13 protein-coding genes and 1 pseudogene are annotated in these 15,943 nt (G+C 60.2%); 3 read left to right on the top strand and 11 right to left on the bottom strand.

The window, feature by feature from the left end:
• Positions 1 to 64 precede the first annotated feature (64 nt).
• Positions 65 to 3,388 (bottom strand): efflux RND transporter permease subunit, encoded by a 3,324-nt coding sequence (locus EYC79_RS19910; protein ID WP_130979265.1) that lies wholly within the window; start codon positions 3,386 to 3,388, stop codon positions 65 to 67.
• Between the two features lie 15 nt (positions 3,389 to 3,403).
• On the bottom strand, positions 3,404 to 4,594 hold the full coding sequence (locus tag EYC79_RS19905; protein ID WP_130979264.1) for an efflux RND transporter periplasmic adaptor subunit: 1,191 nt from the start codon (positions 4,592 to 4,594) through the stop codon (positions 3,404 to 3,406).
• Between the two features lie 563 nt (positions 4,595 to 5,157).
• Here EYC79_RS19905 and EYC79_RS19900 point away from each other — a divergent pair.
• Positions 5,158 to 5,463, top strand: a pseudogene (locus EYC79_RS19900) (DUF2325 domain-containing protein); the annotation flags it as partial.
• A gap of 147 nt (positions 5,464 to 5,610) precedes the next feature.
• Here EYC79_RS19900 and EYC79_RS19895 read toward each other — a convergent pair.
• The 6 genes from EYC79_RS19895 to EYC79_RS19870 form a co-directional block, all read right to left on the bottom strand.
• Complete coding sequence (locus EYC79_RS19895; RefSeq protein WP_130979263.1) at positions 5,611 to 6,939, bottom strand: GH1 family beta-glucosidase; 1,329 nt, start codon at positions 6,937 to 6,939, stop codon at positions 5,611 to 5,613.
• 87 nt (positions 6,940 to 7,026) lie between these two features.
• Positions 7,027 to 8,550, bottom strand: a complete 1,524-nt coding sequence (locus EYC79_RS19890; RefSeq protein ID WP_130979262.1) for an ABC transporter substrate-binding protein — start codon at positions 8,548 to 8,550, stop codon at positions 7,027 to 7,029.
• Between the two features lie 267 nt (positions 8,551 to 8,817).
• Positions 8,818 to 10,074 carry a DUF2254 domain-containing protein gene (locus EYC79_RS19885; RefSeq protein ID WP_130979261.1) on the bottom strand — a complete coding sequence of 419 codons (1,257 nt, stop codon included), beginning with the start codon at positions 10,072 to 10,074 and terminating at the stop codon, positions 8,818 to 8,820.
• A gap of 176 nt (positions 10,075 to 10,250) precedes the next feature.
• Complete coding sequence (locus tag EYC79_RS19880) at positions 10,251 to 10,619, bottom strand: DUF423 domain-containing protein (RefSeq protein ID WP_130979260.1); 369 nt, start codon at positions 10,617 to 10,619, stop codon at positions 10,251 to 10,253.
• Entirely contained in the window at positions 10,616 to 11,017 is a 402-nt protein-coding gene (locus EYC79_RS19875) for a group II truncated hemoglobin (RefSeq protein WP_130979259.1), read from the bottom strand. Before EYC79_RS19875 ends, EYC79_RS19880 begins: the two co-directional genes overlap by 4 nt.
• A 113-nt stretch (positions 11,018 to 11,130) precedes the next feature.
• Complete coding sequence (locus tag EYC79_RS19870; protein ID WP_130979258.1) at positions 11,131 to 12,546, bottom strand: phosphomannomutase; 1,416 nt, start codon at positions 12,544 to 12,546, stop codon at positions 11,131 to 11,133.
• A 244-nt stretch (positions 12,547 to 12,790) separates the two neighbouring features.
• Here EYC79_RS19870 and EYC79_RS19865 point away from each other — a divergent pair, with 244 nt between their 5' ends.
• Positions 12,791 to 13,000 (top strand): hypothetical protein, encoded by a 210-nt coding sequence (locus EYC79_RS19865; protein ID WP_062426615.1) that lies wholly within the window; start codon positions 12,791 to 12,793, stop codon positions 12,998 to 13,000.
• On the opposite strand, the gene EYC79_RS19860 is transcribed toward EYC79_RS19865, so the two are convergent.
• The 3 genes from EYC79_RS19860 to EYC79_RS19850 are packed head-to-tail and all read right to left on the bottom strand — an operon-like array spanning position 12,973 to position 15,348.
• The gene (locus EYC79_RS19860; RefSeq protein ID WP_130979257.1) at positions 12,973 to 13,530 is read right to left on the bottom strand and encodes a hypothetical protein; all 558 of its coding nucleotides are present in this window, start codon (positions 13,528 to 13,530) and stop codon (positions 12,973 to 12,975) included. The genes EYC79_RS19865 and EYC79_RS19860 overlap by 28 nt on opposite strands.
• Positions 13,527 to 14,558, bottom strand: a complete 1,032-nt coding sequence (locus EYC79_RS19855; RefSeq protein WP_130979256.1) for an SAM-dependent methyltransferase — start codon at positions 14,556 to 14,558, stop codon at positions 13,527 to 13,529. Before EYC79_RS19855 ends, EYC79_RS19860 begins: the two co-directional genes overlap by 4 nt.
• 1 nt (position 14,559) lies before the next feature.
• Positions 14,560 to 15,348 (bottom strand): DUF1295 domain-containing protein, encoded by a 789-nt coding sequence (locus EYC79_RS19850; RefSeq protein WP_130979255.1) that lies wholly within the window; start codon positions 15,346 to 15,348, stop codon positions 14,560 to 14,562.
• Positions 15,349 to 15,527: 179 nt separating this feature from the next.
• Between EYC79_RS19850 and EYC79_RS19845 the strand changes: the two genes are divergently transcribed.
• Complete coding sequence (locus tag EYC79_RS19845) at positions 15,528 to 15,899, top strand: DUF2147 domain-containing protein (RefSeq protein WP_111850374.1); 372 nt, start codon at positions 15,528 to 15,530, stop codon at positions 15,897 to 15,899.
• Positions 15,900 to 15,943 lie beyond the last annotated feature (44 nt).

The raw sequence follows: 15,943 nt of genomic DNA, 5'->3' as shown, positions 1-15,943 counted from the left end.
GCCCTGAGTGGGCAATCCGGTGAATGCGGTTTCACCGGATTGAAGGACGTTTTGAGGACGTGATCTACTCAGCCGCGAGAGGCGGAAGTCGAAGCACGTTGTCGGATTTGCCGCTGCGGTTATCCTTCGGCGCATTCTTCTCCACCGCTGCGATACGCTCTTCCATGGAAGCGATCGCCTCGCTGTTTTCCCGCGTGACGTTCGACAGTTCTTCCGATGACAGGATCGGATGCTCTTCTTCCTTCTTGCCGATGAAGCGACCGAAGAGGTGAGAGAGCAGGCGCGACAGGTCGTCCATGATCAGGAAGAAGGCCGGAACGACGATCAGCGACAGGACGGTCGAGACGATGATGCCGCCGATCACGGCGATTGCCATCGGCGCACGGAATGAGCCGCCTTCGCCGACGCCGAGTGCGGATGGCAGCATGCCGGCGGACATGGCGATCGAGGTCATGATGATCGGACGGGCGCGCTTGCGGCCGGCCTCGACCATGGCTTGAACGCGCTCCATGCCGTGGCGGCGCATCTCGATGGCGAAATCGACGAGCAGGATGGCGTTCTTGGTAACGATGCCCATCAGCATCAGAATGCCGATTAGAACCGGCATGGAGAGCGCGTTCTGCGTGACGATCAGCGCCACTGCCACACCGCCGATCGCAAGCGGCAGCGAGAAGAGAATGGTGAAGGGCTGGATGACGTCCTTGAAGAGCAGGATGAGAACGACGAGCACCAGCAGCAGGCCGAGCAGCATGGCATTGACGAAGCCTTGCTGCATTTCACCCTGCACCTTGGCGTCGCCGCTTTCCGCCAGGCGAACCGTTGGCGGAAGCTTTGTTTCTTCGACGATCCGTTTGAACTCATTCGTTGAGGTATCGAGTGCCGTGCCGAAGGGGACATCGGAGCCGATGGCGACAACGCGGTTGCGGTCGTTGCGCTTGATGGAGCTTGGGCCTTCCGAATAGTCGATATCGGCCACGCTATAGAGTGGCACGGTTGCGCCGGAAGCCGTCTTGATCTTCAGCGCGCGGATGGCGGCCAGATCGCGCCGCACATCGAGCGAGGTCTGGACGCGGATCGGGATCTGCCGGTCATCCAGCGAAATCTTCGTCAGTTGCGCATCGATATCGCCGATGGTGGCAACGCGCACGGTCTGCGAAATCTGCTGTGGCGTGATGCCGAGGCGGGCGATTTCATCCTTGCGCGGGCGGATCTGCAGTTCGGGACGTGGCAAGGCACCTTCCGAGCTGACATTGGCGAGGATCGGTGAGGCACGCAGGCGTGATTCCAGAATGCCGACGGCCTGGTTCAGGTCCTCTTCACTGGACGAGAGGAAGTTGAAGGCGAGTTCGCGTTCCGCGCGGTCGTTGAGCTTGATGATGCGGACATCCGGGATGTTGTGAACGCTGGCGAAGATGTCGCGCTCCACATCCCATTGGGGCCGGGTTCTGCCATTTTCTTCGATCTTTGGCAGATGAGGACCGATCAGCGGAATGGAGCCGAACCCCTGATTGACGATGGTCTTCAGCAGCGAGTGGTCGATCTTCTTCAAGATGACGCGCACCGTCGCGCGGCGCAGTTCAAGATCACCCTTAGGGGACGCGCCGCCGAGGATGAAGATGCTTTCCACGCCGTCGATGCCCTTAATGGCGTCATTGATCTTGGCGGTCGTGGCGTCGGTCTCGTCGAGCGTCGCATTGGGCGGAAGCTCGATTGACAGCACGACGCGCGAGGAGTCGTCCGGCGGCAGGAAGCTGCCGGGCACCTGGGCGAGCAGCATCAGCGAGGCCACGAGGAAGCCGATAGCACCGAGGAGGGTGAGATAGCGCGCCCACCATTTGCGGGTCGTGCCCGTCACCATGCGCGTATAGGCCTTCATCAGGCGACCGTCGTTATCGTGGTGATCATCGACGGCATCGTCGGCGCGCATCAGATAGGCGGCCATCAGCGGCGTGATCAGACGCGCCACCATCAGCGAGAAGAAGACGGAGAAGGCGACCGTCAGGCCGAACTGGATGAAGTACTGGCCGGGAATGCCGGGCATGAAGGAAACGGGGACGAAAACCGCGATGATGGTGAAGCTGGTGGCGATCACAGCAAGGCCGATTTCATCGGCAGCTTCAAGCGCTGCGCGATAGGGCGTCTTGCCCATCTTGATGTGTCGCGAGATGTTTTCCACCTCCACGATCGCATCATCGACGAGAATACCGGTTGCCAGCGTCAGCGCCAGGAAGCTGACAAGGTTCAGCGAGAAGCCGAGCAGGTCCATGACCCAAAAGGTGGGGATGGCCGAGAGCGGCAGCGCGACGGCCGCAATCAGCGTTGCGCGCCAGTTGCGCAGGAAGAGCAGCACGACGATGACGGCGAGGATCGAGCCTTCCATCAGCGTGTGAAGGGCGGCCTCGTAGTTTCCATAGGTGAAGTAGACCGAGTCATCCACCATCTGGATGGCGACATCCGGATGGTCTGTGCGCACCTTGTCGAGGTTCTGCGCCACGGTTTCGGACACCGTCACTTCGCTGGCGCCCTTGGCGCGGAAGACGGCGAAGGTGACGGCGGGATTGCCGTTGAAGCGCGAGAAGGACTTTGGCTCCTCATACGTATCGGTCACTCTTCCGAGCTCCGACAGCTTGACGAAGTTGCCGTTCGGTAGTGCGATCGTCGTATTGGAAAGTTCCGCCACGTTGCGGGCGTCGCCGAGCGTGCGGATCGTCTGTTCGTTGCCGCCGACCTGTCCACGGCCGGAACCCAGATCGATATTGGTACCGCGTAGCTGGTTGTTCACCTCGGCTGCGGTAATGCCGTAAGCATCGAGCTTTGACGGGTTGAGCGACACACGCACTTCGCGGTCAGCACCGCCATAGCGGTCTATCTTGCCGACGCCCGGCTGGCCCTGGAGTGCGCGCTTGATGGTGTCATCAACGAACCAGGAAAGCTCTTCGAGCGTCATGTTCGGCGAGGAGACCGCAAAGGTCTGGATCGCCTGACCTTCGACGTCGATCTTGCTGACGACGGGTTCTTCGATGCCGGCGGGAAGATTGGAGCGGATCTTGTCGATCGCGTCCTTGGTGTCCTGCACGGCCTCTTCGGTCGGCTTTTCGATGCGGAAGAGAACGGTCGTCAGCGACTGACCGTCGGTCACGGTGGACTGGATTTCATCGATGCCGCTGATCGAGGCGACGGCATCTTCCACTTCCTTCGTCACCTGCGCCTCAAGTTCGGAAGGCGAGGCGCCGCTCTGCGTGACCGTGATGGCGACGACGGGAACGTCGATATTGGGGAAGCGGGTGATCGGAAGGTCGTAGAATGCCTTGATGCCAAGGAAGAGCAGCAGCGCGAAGGCAAGCAGCGGCGCAATCGGATTGCGGATGGACCATGCAGAGAAGTTCATGGTTGTGCCTTCGCTTTAGTTCGAGGCCGCGGCAGCAGCCGGAACCGGGTTGATCTTGTCACCGTCGCGGACTAAAGCGCCAGCCTTCTCCACGACCTTGTCGCCCTGCGACAGGCCTTGTTTGACTTCCACAAAGCCGGAATCCTGAATGCCGGTTTCGATCTTTACCTGCCTGATGACGCCGTTTTCGACCTTGCGCGAGGTGGAGCCGTCACGCCCCGAGGTAACAGCCGACAGGGGGAGGGCCAGCGCATTCGCGGAAGCAACGACGATCTCGGCATTGGCATACATGCCGGCGCGCGCCGGGCTATTGGCTGGAAGCACGATATGGACTGCGCCGAGGCGCGTGGTCGGATCGACCGTGGGAGAGACGATGCGCACCGTGCCCTCGATCTTCTGGCGGCCGCCGGCGACGGTGAGGCGCGCCTTCTGGCCGACCTCGACCTTTTGAATATCGGTCTCCGACAGGTCGGCGACGAGCTCGATTGCGCCATCCCGGATGATGGTGAAGAGGGGGTTGCCCGACCCGCTGGCAATGGCGCCGATGCGGGCATTCTTGGCAGAAATGACGCCGGCGACGGGCGTCTTGACGCCGGTGCGGGCGAGCTTCAGATCGATATCCTCGATCTGCGCATCCACCACCTTGATATCGGCCTCACCGACAGTCACGGTCTGCCTGGCTGCCTCGAGGCGCGCCTTGGCAACATCTGCCGCCGCTGCCGTCTGTTCCACCTGGGACACGGAGCCCGAGCCGGACTGGCCAAGGCGGGCGGCACGATCCTTCTGGCGCACGGCGTCATCCAGATTGGCCTGGGCTTCGATCACCTGCGCCTTGCCCTGGGCAACGCCTGCCTCGGCTTTCGCCCGGTTAGCTTCCAACTGGCTCTTTTGCAAAAGCAGGCTGTCGCGGGAAAGCTCGGCGAGAACCGCACCTGCCTCCACCTTGTCGCCCACATCGACATTGAGCTTGTCGAGGGCAAGGCCCTCCACCTGCGGCTGGACGTAAATCTCGTCCACCGGGCGAATGGTGCCGGTGGCAATCACGCGGTCCACGAGATCGCGCTTTGACACCTCCGTCACCACGATGGCGGGCAGGTTGTTGCGGCTTGCCTGTACGGGTTCACCTTCTGCCTGAGCCACTGTCTGAAGAGCGGAGCCGAGAAGAAGAAGGGCAGTAAAACCTGCAATCGGTGCGATGCGCTGCATATATTTGTCCGTCCACAGTGGGTCGCGCGATGATCATGCGCCGTCATCGGCGCCAATCATCTTCGGCGAGAAGTGCATGCGATATTCATTAGACTCTTCTACGATATCAGCCTCCATCCGGTTTACCTGACCGCGATGTCGGCGATATTACGCAAGCGTGTCCCATTCCCCTGATGCACGCTTTGTAAAAGCTCTGGTGAGGGGAATGTAAATGCGAGATCGCTACTTTTCAATCCGTCTAGCCGATGGCCCGGCTATACATTTTTGAATAGCCTTCAGATGGGTGGCCGACGGGTTCATCTGCACTCACGTATCAGCCTATCAGGAATTTCCGTGCGGTGCGCTGCATGTTTGAGAAAAACATGACGATTATCATCAACTTTATTCTTTACTCTAAAACTCATCTTTAATATCGTGCGCTCCAAGAACCGGCAGAGGGCCGGGTTTCAACGGCAAGGTGAGGCATGGCGCGGAAAGAAAAGAAGAAGGCAGTTCGGGGCAAGCAGGATGATCGCTCTCAATCGCCGGACACGTCCGTACAACAGCAGGCACCTTCCGGTCCGAAGAGCTTCCTCTATGTCGGCGGGCGCGACTGCCAGGTGGCGCATCTGCGTCAGATCGCCAGCAATTTCGATGCCGAACTGATCCACCATGACGGGGGCTTGCGCGAAGCGGTTTCCCGCATTGACACGCTGCTACCGTCGGTCGACTGCGTCTTCTGCCCCATCGACTGTATCAGCCACGACGCGTGCCTGCGCGTCAAATCCGGCTGCAAGAAGTTCGGCAAGACTTTCATCCCGTTGCGCAATGGCAGCAAGTCCAGCCTCGAACGGGCGCTGCAGACAATGAATGAGCGCGGTGCGAATTAAGTGATGATGCTGAGAGGGCTTAGGAGGCCTCTCAAGTTCGATGGTGCTTCCTCATGGCCTCCTTCCGTCATCCTCGGTCAAGCCCGAGGATGAAGGAGAGGTTGAGGCTTGCCGTGCCACCTCTCTCGGGAGGGTTCCTGCCACCTTCTACAAAGCGTTCTTCCGGATCACATCGGTCAGCCAGTGATATGAAGCCTTCGGAATACGCTGCAGTGTCGGGTAATCGACATAGACCAGACCGAAGCGTTTGGAATAGCCGCGGCCCCATTCGAAATTGTCCATCAGCGACCAGGCGAAATAGCCCTTGATATCGTGGCCCTCTTCCAGCGCGTCGAGAAGAACGTTCAGGTAGCCTTCGAAATAGGCGATGCGATCCTTGTCGATGACCTTGCGATCCGGGCCGAGCGCGTCCGGATAAGAGGCGCCGTTTTCGGTAATGTAGATGGTCGGCTTGTTGTAGCGCTCGCTGGTATCGCGGATCTGTTCGAGGAAAGCTTGCGGATCGACAACCCAGTTGACATCGGTCAGCGGACCCATGCCGGTCGGCGGGGCGGTCTCGGCGACGCCGAAGGTCGTGTTCTTGTTGGGGCCGACGAAGACCGGATTGTAGTGGTTGAGGCCGAAGAAATCCATTGTCTGGCTGATATCTGCCATGTCGTCGCCAAGAATGAACGGCTCCATTTGCTTGGCGATCGGCTCTGGATAGGTGCCGAGCCACAGGGGATCGACGGTCACGCGGCGCCAGAGGCAATCGCCCAGAATGCGGGCTTCCTCGTGGGCCGCGTCGTCGTAATGCGGACGCACCGGCCCGAGCGAGACGATGTTGCCGACTTCTGCCTTGGGCGCTTCGGCGCGAACGGCCTTGACCGAGTAACCATGGGCAAGGTTCAGCGTGTGGATGGCCTGCAGGCTGTCCTCATAGGACTGCTTGCCCGGCGCGTGGCGGCCGACATTATAGGCGACCCAGGGAATGACGTTCGGTTCGTTGATCGGCGCAAAGCGTTTGACGCGGTCGCCAAAGTGGCGGGCAATCGTGGCGGCGTAATCGGCGAAGATCTTTGGGGTTTCGCGCGAGCGCCAGCCGCCCTTTTCTTCCACCGCCACTGGCATGTCCCAGTGATGCAGGCAAATCCACGGCTCGATGCCTTCATGCAAAAGGAGGTCGATGACGCGGTCGTAGAAATCGAGCCCGCGCTGGTTCACCTGGCCGGAGCCCTGCGGAAAAATGCGCGGCCATGCGGTCGACAGGCGATAGGCGCCGACGCCAAGACCGCTCATCAGGCCGATATCTTCCGGATAGCGGTGATAGTGATCGCAGGCGATGTCCGCCGTCTCGCCATTGGTGGTGCGGCCGGGCGTGTGGGCATAGACATCCCAGACACTCTGGCCGCGGCCATCCTTGTTGACAGCGCCTTCGGTCTGGAAGGCGGAGGCGGCGACGCCCCAGAGAAAGTCCTTGGGAAAAGAACGCGTCATGACAGATGCTCATTATCGATGAAGGAGACTTGCGGCGTGCCCCGCACGGACTGCGGGACACGTGTCTTCTTGGGAGGAGAGTTGACCTCAGTTGCCGGTGCTGACATTCCAGAAATACGGCCAAGGGGATGGCTTGAAATCCTTGAGTGTCTTCTTCTTCGAGCTCAGCGCATTGAAATCGCCGACCTTGTAAACCGGGGCTTCCTCATAGAAGACCTTCTGAATTTCGGCGAAGAGGGCCTTGCGCTTTTCCGGGTCGGATTCCGCAATGAAGGGCTCGACTGCTGCCGCCTTGGCAGGCGTTGCCCACCAGCCGGGATAGCTGTCGGACATCCAGCCGTTGAGGATCGGTTCCGGCGGGAAGGGACCGTGGGTGATGAAGATGTCCCACAATTTCGGATCGGCCCGGCGGGTGGTCAGCGTTGCCCAGTCGAAGACGCCAAGCTCAACCTTGAAGCCGGCGGCCTTCAGATATTCAGCCGCCACCTGTGCCATCTTGTAATGAAACTCGTACTGGCGGCTGGTCAGGATGCGGATCGGCTTTTCACCGTCATAACCGGCCCTTTTGGCCATGGCTGCTGCCGCTTCGGGATCGCCCGCGCCATAACGCTCGATGCCCTCTTCCGTGTGCCACGTATAGCCTTGTGGATAGAGCGCGCCATCGACGGCGAAGAATTCCGGATTGCCGAAAGCGGCCAGCAGCATGTCTTCCGGGTTCAGCGCTGCCTGGATGGCGTGGCGCATCTCCTTGTTGGCAAGCACGCCTTCCTTGGTGTTCATCACCATGACTGGCGCACCATAGGGCTTCAGCACCACAGGCTCCGAAGCCTGCGACGCCTTCAGGCGGTCGAAGGTTTCAGGCGGAAGAGAGTCGGCGTAGTCGAACTGGCCGGAGACCGCACCTTCGAGGCGGGTATTGGCATCGGGAACCGGCACGAAGCGGACTTCATCGAGAATGGCCTTGCGCGCGCCGCCAAAGCCGTTGGCCGCTTCGGACCGCGATTGGTAGCCATCGAAGCGGACGAGCTGGATATACTGGTCGGCCTTGCGTTCTTTCAGCATGTAGGGGCCGGTGCCGATGATCTTGGTCAGCGGGTCTTCGGCAAGGTTTGCCTTCGGCATGATGACGGCGGCGGAATTGTTGAAGGCGAGAAGCGAGAGCAACGGCGCATAGGGTTTGTTCAGCACGATCTGAATGCCGTCATCACCTTTGGCGGTGACCGAGCTCAGATAGGGTGCGACCTGCTTGCCGCGTGATGCGATCTTGGCCCAGCGCTCGATCGAGGCGACCACATCGGCGGATGTCATGATGGAGCCGTCGTGGAACTTGATGTCCTTGCGGAGTGCAATGTCATAGGTCTTGCCGTCGGCGGAAACGGTCGGCATTCCCTCTGCCAGCAGCGGAACGACGTTCCATTCGGCGTCGAAGGTGAAGAGCGTCTCGAAGATGTGCTGCGTGATCATGCCCACCACATCGGCGGTCGAGGCCATCGGGTCGAGCGTGGGCGGTTCACCGATCGTCGCGACATTGACGACGCCGCTGGCAAAACTCGGCGTGGACATGGCGGGCAGCAAGAACAAGGAGGCTGCAAGCAAAGTGCGTTTGAGCATGACGTTCCCTCTTTTGAATCCACAATAATGGAATATGCATTCTTATTGCGTCATACTGTAGCGGGATGATGAGCGTTGTCAAATGCGTTTGCGTGCACAGTCTTGTGTAATAGAAGTTGCCTGGCGGTCATGGAGATCGACGTGAAACCGCATGCGCGTGCTGGCAAACACGCACCGAAACGTCGTCGTTGTGGTCAAAGTGGATCGCTATCCATTTCACACGCCGAGCGAGGCGATCTCAGGATCGCCCTTGTCCGCCGCGCGGTCTTATGCCGATCCCAACAGGCTTGCGATACGCCGAAGCTTGTCGAGGTCTTCTTCGATCATCGATGTTGCTTCGGCACGCTTGATTGCGCTTCTGGAATGTTGGACGGCAATGCGTTTGAACTCAGGATGGCGAAAACCGGAAAGGGTGATGAACGCCTTCTGCAATCGAATGCCGACTTCAAGGATCGCGGCGCCATCGCGGGCAAGCGGAATGAAGAGATCGTCGAAGACATCTTCGAGCCTGATGGGCGCGACATGCAGGCGCGGATATTGCACATCGATCTCGTCGGCGTGTTCATCCCAGACCGTCAGGACACGCATGTATCTCGAAATCAGATCGATCGCGGTGCCGGAATCGTTGATGGCTTGCGACAATGACCTGGACGCGATTTCAGCCAGAACCGCAGCACCGAAACGCGGGTCCTGATCGAAGGACCGGACATCGCCGATCGTGAATGCCGATGCTATGCGTTTTTGACCCTCTTCATCGACATCCCCGATGATCCAGGCCAGGGGAATATTGGGGGCAACCAGCTTGCCGGCTATCGCCACCACTGCGATCTCCACGTCAAGTTCTTCCGAAATTTGCCCGAGCGCGCCGCCATCCACATGTTGGACATAGCCGACCTTCGGTTGGTGAACGGGCGTGTTCGGCGCGCTCAGCCTCGGATCGTTGTCCTTGAGTTCTTTCCCACCCAGACATGGGCTTTCTATCCAGGACCGTAGGGCCTCGATGGTGGCTTTCTCCACGCGCTCCGTCGTTTCCGTCACACGTCCAAGGCGTGAAAGGTGATCGATCCACCGAAGCAGGGTGACGATGATCAGAATGATGACGCCGATCGTCACGACGAAAAGGATGACGCGGCCCTGGTCGCCATAGGCTCCGGTTGCAAGTGCGATAATGCCAACGAGGCTGAAGAGGAACGAGCCGACAAAGGTGGCCAGCACATTTTGCGTCGTGCTGTCTTCCATCACGAGCTTGGTGGCCCGTGGCGTGACGTTGTTCGTTGCCGCCGAATAGGCGGCGACCATCGTGCTCAGTGAGAAGGTGGTCACTGTCAGCATGCTCGAGGCAATGATGCCGAGGATCTTGTCGACAGCGTCGGCACCGATCTTCGCCGGAAGCTCTGCCGGGATGTAGGAGGAGAAGGCGACGGCGAGAAGTGCGGTCACGACCCCTCCAACCGAGAACAACGTGGCCCTGAACCATATTCGCCGCACGATCTGGTTGAGCCACCATTGCCATTTCGATGTCATATAGCCCCCGCTCCATTGCAACCGATCGCCCACAATCGCCGACGACCCGGCCTCACTCAGACACTTTTCAGAGCGATAACGACGTCACGCAGAGGGCGTTCCGTAAATGGGTCGCGGCGCTTCTGGTCGGGCTGGACGCGTTTGCCGTGGTTTCCATGAGCCGCGATTTCGCCGTGCTAGTGCCGTGCGGATGGAAAAAAGGCCGAGGCCGCAAGCGCCAACCAGCCGAAGATCATGCCGAGACCGCCTGCGGGGGCGGCCATGGGAAAGAGGCTTTTACCGGCAAAATGCTTGGAGACGAGATCGCCGGCAAAGAGTGCGGTTCCAAGGCCAAGAAGAAGGGCAGTGGGCAGGGCGGTCTTGATGCGATCCCAACCAAGGTGGAGACCGAGGAGCACAGGCGCATGGGCAAGGCACATGGCGGACGCATTGCCGAGCAGCACTGTCGCGCCCGTATGGGTGGCCGCAGCGGCGAGTGCCACACCGGAGGCGCCGAGCACGCCGCTCAAAAACAGTGTCCCAGCTTTCAGGATGCCCTGGTTCATGGCTGCGCCTCTTCCTGGTTTTGCATGTGAAAGGCCAGTCTTTCCACCGGCGCCCAGATGATGTCCCGCAGCTTCGGGTTTTCGATCGTCTCATCCATGGCGCGGCGGAAACAGAGCAGCCACTCATCCCTTTCGCTTGCACCGATCGGTGCGACGAAATGGCGGCGGCGCAGCATGGGGTGACCGTATTTTTCCACATAGACCGGCGGCCCGCCAAGATAGCCTGTCAGGTAATCGTAAAACTTGCTCTCGCTGCCGGACAGATCAGCGGGATGGATGGCGCGGCAATGGGCGGCTTCCGGCAATGTGTCCATCAGCTGATAGAAGCGGCGCGTGAGCGCACGCACGGTGGCGTCTCCACCAATGGCTTCATAGAGAGTGATCGTATCGTCTGCCACGCCTTAGCCGTCTCCGTTTGCTCCGCTTTTGGCCCGTCCTCAGGCAAAGTGCAAATGGAAAGGCCAGGATGCGGCAATTTGCGTTGCCGCATCCTGATGGTTGTCAAAAACGATCAGCCGAAATTGCGGATGAGGTTGAGCCCCTGGTTCAGCAGCGCATTGGCCTCGTCTTCATTCGCCGCTTCCACGTAGCAGCGCATTTCCGGGGCATTGCCCGAGGGGCGGAAGTGGATGGTGTTGCCATTGGTCAGCGTCACCCGCAGGCCGTCGATATCGCTGGTGGACTGAACCGCGCCGACGGGCTTGAGGAACGCTTCGAGATTGCTGCGCGAGGCACGCAGGTGCTCCATCAGAGCCGAGCTCTTCTCCTGGGCGAAATCCTGCAGGCGGTCGGCGGCTGCGACCGGCAGCGAGTAGGTAGCGGCGACCTCGGACAGTGTCTTGCCTTGGCTTGCCTTCAATTGCAGTGTGGCGAGGATCGGCAGGAAGCAATCGCGGGTGGGAAGGGGCGCGATCTGCTTGCCGTGCAGGGTAAAGGGCGTTGCCGTCAGGAAGCCGCCATTGGCCTCAAAGCCGACCACGTGGTCGCGACCTTCCGACAGCGCATCGGCCATGCCAGCGATGACGAAGGGCGAGCCGACCTTGGTGCGCACCACCTTGAAGTCACCCGCCGCCTCGATGCCGGAATTGGAGGTGACCGGCGTGACGACGACGCCTGCTCTGAGAAAGTTCGAGGTAATGAGACCGATAAGATCGCCACGCAGCGGCGTGCCGGTTTCATCGGCAAGCAAAGGCCGGTCGCCATCGCCATCGGCGGAGACGATCGCATCCAGACCGTGCTCCGGCGCCCAGGCCTTCAGTTTCTCCAGCGTGTCGGGAGATACGGCCTCGGTATCGACCGGAATGAAGCTCTCCGAGCGGCCAAGCGGCACGACGTCGGCGCCGTAATGGGCCAGGACGTCGACGAAGAGATCGCGCGCCACGGTGCTGTGCTGATAGACGCCGATCTTCAGGCCTTTCAGCGCATCGTCATGCAGGAGGCCGATGTTGCGCTCATAGAAGAGTTCGTTTGCCTCGCTGCCGCGGCTTTCGCCCGTGCCTTCCTCAACCGTCAGCTCGTCCTGCTTCAGGCTTGCGGCCAGATTGGCAATCGCGGTTTCGTCCTGCTTGTCGATTTCGCCATCGGGGCGGTAGAACTTGATGCCGTTGCGGTCTGCGGGAATGTGAGAGCCGGTAATCATCAGGGCCGCTGCCTTGAGCGACAGGCCGTAAAGCGCCAGCGCCGGCGTTGGCAGCGCGCCGCAATCGAGCGGCTTGAGGCCGGCGGCCTTCAGCGCGCCGATGCAGCTTGCGGCAATCGCCGGGCTCGAGTCGCGAAAGTCCTGTCCGATGAGGATCGGGTCGCCCTGTTTTGCCAGGCCGGAGTTCAGAAGATGATGGGCGAAGGCTGTGGCATAAAGGGCGGAAGCCTTGCCCTTCAGATCTTCCGACAGGCCGCGCAGACCGCTCGTTCCAAACTTCAAACTCATCTCAAAAAAGCTCCTTGTTCAAAATCTATTCGAGGCCAGAGACTTGGGCTCACAGTTTTCTAACCCGGAACATGCGGCATTGATCCCGGCCTGTCATCAGGAAAGACGGTATTGCGTTAACGTGCGAGCGGCTTCGATCCTCCTACAAAGCCTGCAACCGGTGGCTTTTGCCGGCCTTTTTGCTTACAGACTTTTTCTGGCACTGCTCCATATCGGCGCATTGCTTCCAGGGGATGACAAAGCAATGGACACAGTATCGATCGACAATCGCGGCGACTTTGGCCTTTGGGCCATTGAGCGTGCCAAGGAGATCATCGCGGTCGAGGCTTCGGCGCTGGCGATCGCGTCACGCGATGGCAAGGACGAGGAGATCCGCGATGCGGCGAATGCGCTGGGTGCGGCCATCTCCGCCGCACTTCTAGAAGTCTATGACGGGCTTGTGCCCGAGGAGTGATCGGCGCCGCGAAGGCCTGAATAGCGAAGCGCGATGAAGGCGGTGAGGCAGGCGACGGCAAAAGCATTGAGGTTGAACAGCTTGCCCAGATCCTCCGCGCTCCAGATGTGCAACGCATCGCCGATCAGGTAGCGCGTGGTCAAGAAGCCGGCAAAGACGACGCCCGTCAGGCCGATCTGCCAGAGTTTTTCGCTTGCCCTGAAAGATAGTGCCACCAGCATGATGCAGGCGGCAAAGAACAACTCGGTGCCCGATCCCGTGCCGAAGAGCTTGGTTTCGAACACCGTGTCGATGGTGCCGACGAGGGGAAGCGCAATTCTTGCCGCCAGCGCGGACCGCCTGGCGATGAAAGGGATGGCGAGAAAGAAGGGCATGGAAAGCACGCTGATCCATGCCGCCTCGACGCCATTGCCGACCACCCACCAGATGGTCGGGGGGTAGAACGGCTTGTTGGCAATGATGATCCAGGCCACGGTGACGGTGGCTGCCGTCAACGCGTCCTGTTTCGCGCTTGCGCCTCTGTCTGTCATTTGCCGACCGGTTTCAGCAGATAGTGTCCGACGCCCCAAACCTCGCCCTTGTCGTGGCCGAAAAGCCCTGCGGTGGCGAGAAAGAACAGTCTCCAGCGGCGGTGCCACAGCGAGGCGTCCTTGCCGTACACACGCTGCAGGATCGGCGTGATCCTGTCAGCCTCGCGATCGAAATTGGCAAGCCAGTCCATGGCAGTCCGGCGGTAATGCGTGCCGGACCAGCGCCATTCGGCTTCCACGGCGTAGACATCGGCGAAACGATGCGGGAGATCATGCGCCGGCATGATGCCGCCGGTGAAGAAGTGATGTGCGATCCAATCGGCAGGGTCGTTCGGATCGAAGCGGTAGGAGCGGTTCTTGTGGGTGAAGACGTGGATGAAGAGCCTTCCATCCGCCTTCAGCCAGCCATTGGTGCGTTCGAAAAGAGCGCGCCAGTTGGACATATGCTCGAACATCTCGACCGAAACGATGCGGTCATACGTCCCCGTTGGGGAAAAGTCGTTCATGTCCGCGGTGATGACGGTGAGATTGCTGAGGCCCTGGCGCTCTGCCTCACCGACGATATAGGCGCGCTGCGAGGCGGAGTTGGAAACCGAGGTGATGCGGGCATTGGGAAACTGCCGCGCCAGATAAAGCGATAGCGAACCCCAGCCGCAGCCAAGCTCCAGAACATCCATACCGTCATGGACATCGGCGTGCTTGACGGTTTCAGCCAGTGCCGCGGTTTCCGCATCGGCAAGCGTGCTGGAATCGCCGAGGTAATAGCAGCAGGAATACTTCCGCTGCGGCCCGAGCACCAGAGAGAAGAATTCCGCCGGCACTTCGTAGTGCTGGCGGTTGGCGTCATCGGTGTGTGTGGCGACAGGAAAATCCGCCATGTCACGGGCAAAGGCCGCCTCCTTGCTCTCCGGCACCTTCTCCAGCCGGCGCTTGGTGCGGTTGCAGAGGAAATCGATGCCGGTCAGCGTGAGGCCGTCGGACAGCGGTGCCTTTTCGGCTGCGTTGATGGCGAATGCCAACATGTTCATGTCATGCCTCCTCTTTGCGTGGACCGGGGAAAAATGCGTTGACGCGACGCTGCAGCGCGCGGAATTTCTCGCCGCGCGAACGCAGCATGTGCTCTTCAAGCGGCGGGATGCCGGACGCATGGACGAGCAGCCAATACATCAACGCTGGCGCCAGAAGCGCTGCCCAGGCGAAAGGCGAGGGCCCCGTCAGAGCCAGTAGCGGCCATGAGCACCAGTAGAGCCACTCGAAGAAATAGTTGGGGTGGCGGGAATAGCGCCACAGGCCTTCCTCGCAGACTTCGGTCTTGGCTTCCGGCTTCTTGCGGAAGCGTGCCAGTTGCCGGTCCGACAGTGCTTCGCCGGCAATGGCCAGAAGACCGATGACGACGGCGATCAGATCCAGCGAGTGGGGAAAGCTGGCTGTGCTGAAGGCTGCCAGATAGATGGCAAGGACCAGAATGAACCCGGCAAGAGCCTGGATCTGCAGAAACAGGAAGAGGCGTTTGGAGGCGTTGTCGCCCCATTCCTCGACGAGCTTGGCATAACGCGGATCTTCGCCGCCGCCCTTGGTGCGGGAGCCGATATGGCTGCCCAGCCGGATGGACCAGACGGCCACGAGCAGGAATGCGGCGAGCCTGCGCTCCTGCGTGCCATCGGCAATAAGGATTGCGACAATGCCGCCGATACCGACGGCAAAAGACCAGATCGTATCGATCCAGCCGCTTGCCCCCGTGCGGCGTTGCACGGCCCAGGCCGCAATCATGGCAAGCGACAGGCCAAGGGCAATCAGAAACAGGAAGAGGACATCCATAGGAAAGTTCTTTCCGTGATCAGCATGATGAGTCTGCCAAATCTACGGAGAACGACCGGTCATGGTTTCCTTGCAGAAGAAAAAAAATTCTTCCGCCGTTTCTTGTGATCCGAAATCAAGGTCGGCGCGTTGTTCTCGTCATCGATGCGCAGTGACGCCTCTTGTTAAAGGATTTGAGCATGAAAACGGTTCTTAGACTGTCCATCCTTGCCCTTGCTTTGAGTGGCGGCAGTGCCTTTGCAGATACGATCGAGGGCCAGTGGGCGCGCGGCGATGGCAATGCCAAGGTTCGGATTGCGCCCTGCGGCTCCGACATCTGCGCCATCAACACCTGGATCAAGCCAGGCACGCCAAAGGAAAAGACGGGCGACAAGCTGGTGATGAGCATCAAGCCGACATCCGACGGCGAATATTCCGGCACCGCTTTCGATCCGCAGCGCGACCTGACCTATAAGCTGACCGTGTCCGTCAAAGGCGCCAGCATGACGACCAAGGGCTGCGTATTGGCAGGCATCATCTGCAAGGGCGTCAACTGGACGCGTATCAACTGATCCTGGGGGCCGGGCGCGCAGGTTCGCGCGCTGTGCGTCCAGAA

It is taken from the genome of Agrobacterium cavarae (genome assembly GCF_004310285.1).
Lineage (GTDB): Bacteria > Pseudomonadota > Alphaproteobacteria > Rhizobiales > Rhizobiaceae > Agrobacterium > Agrobacterium cavarae.
The sequence above is the reverse complement of the archived record's forward strand: the minus strand, read 5'-3'. Positions and strand labels throughout refer to the sequence as shown.

Bases quoted from the DNA above. Each gene is read 5' to 3' on its own strand.
- EYC79_RS19865 (WP_062426615.1), top strand. From the start codon at position 12,791: ATGGACACAGTATCGATCGACAATCGCGGCGACTTTGGCCTTTGGGCC.
- EYC79_RS19910 (WP_130979265.1), bottom strand. From the start codon at position 3,388: ATGAACTTCTCTGCATGGTCCATCCGCAATCCGATTGCGCCGCTGCTT.
- EYC79_RS19880 (WP_130979260.1), bottom strand. From the start codon at position 10,619: ATGAACCAGGGCATCCTGAAAGCTGGGACACTGTTTTTGAGCGGCGTG.
- EYC79_RS19895 (WP_130979263.1), bottom strand. From the start codon at position 6,939: ATGACGCGTTCTTTTCCCAAGGACTTTCTCTGGGGCGTCGCCGCCTCC.
- EYC79_RS19885 (WP_130979261.1), bottom strand. From the start codon at position 10,074: ATGACATCGAAATGGCAATGGTGGCTCAACCAGATCGTGCGGCGAATA.
- EYC79_RS19850 (WP_130979255.1), bottom strand. From the start codon at position 15,348: ATGGATGTCCTCTTCCTGTTTCTGATTGCCCTTGGCCTGTCGCTTGCC.
- EYC79_RS19855 (WP_130979256.1), bottom strand. From the start codon at position 14,558: ATGAACATGTTGGCATTCGCCATCAACGCAGCCGAAAAGGCACCGCTG.
- EYC79_RS19905 (WP_130979264.1), bottom strand. From the start codon at position 4,594: ATGCAGCGCATCGCACCGATTGCAGGTTTTACTGCCCTTCTTCTTCTC.
- EYC79_RS19845 (WP_111850374.1), top strand. From the start codon at position 15,528: ATGAAAACGGTTCTTAGACTGTCCATCCTTGCCCTTGCTTTGAGTGGC.
- EYC79_RS19890 (WP_130979262.1), bottom strand. From the start codon at position 8,550: ATGCTCAAACGCACTTTGCTTGCAGCCTCCTTGTTCTTGCTGCCCGCC.
- EYC79_RS19870 (WP_130979258.1), bottom strand. From the start codon at position 12,546: ATGAGTTTGAAGTTTGGAACGAGCGGTCTGCGCGGCCTGTCGGAAGAT.
- EYC79_RS19860 (WP_130979257.1), bottom strand. From the start codon at position 13,530: ATGACAGACAGAGGCGCAAGCGCGAAACAGGACGCGTTGACGGCAGCC.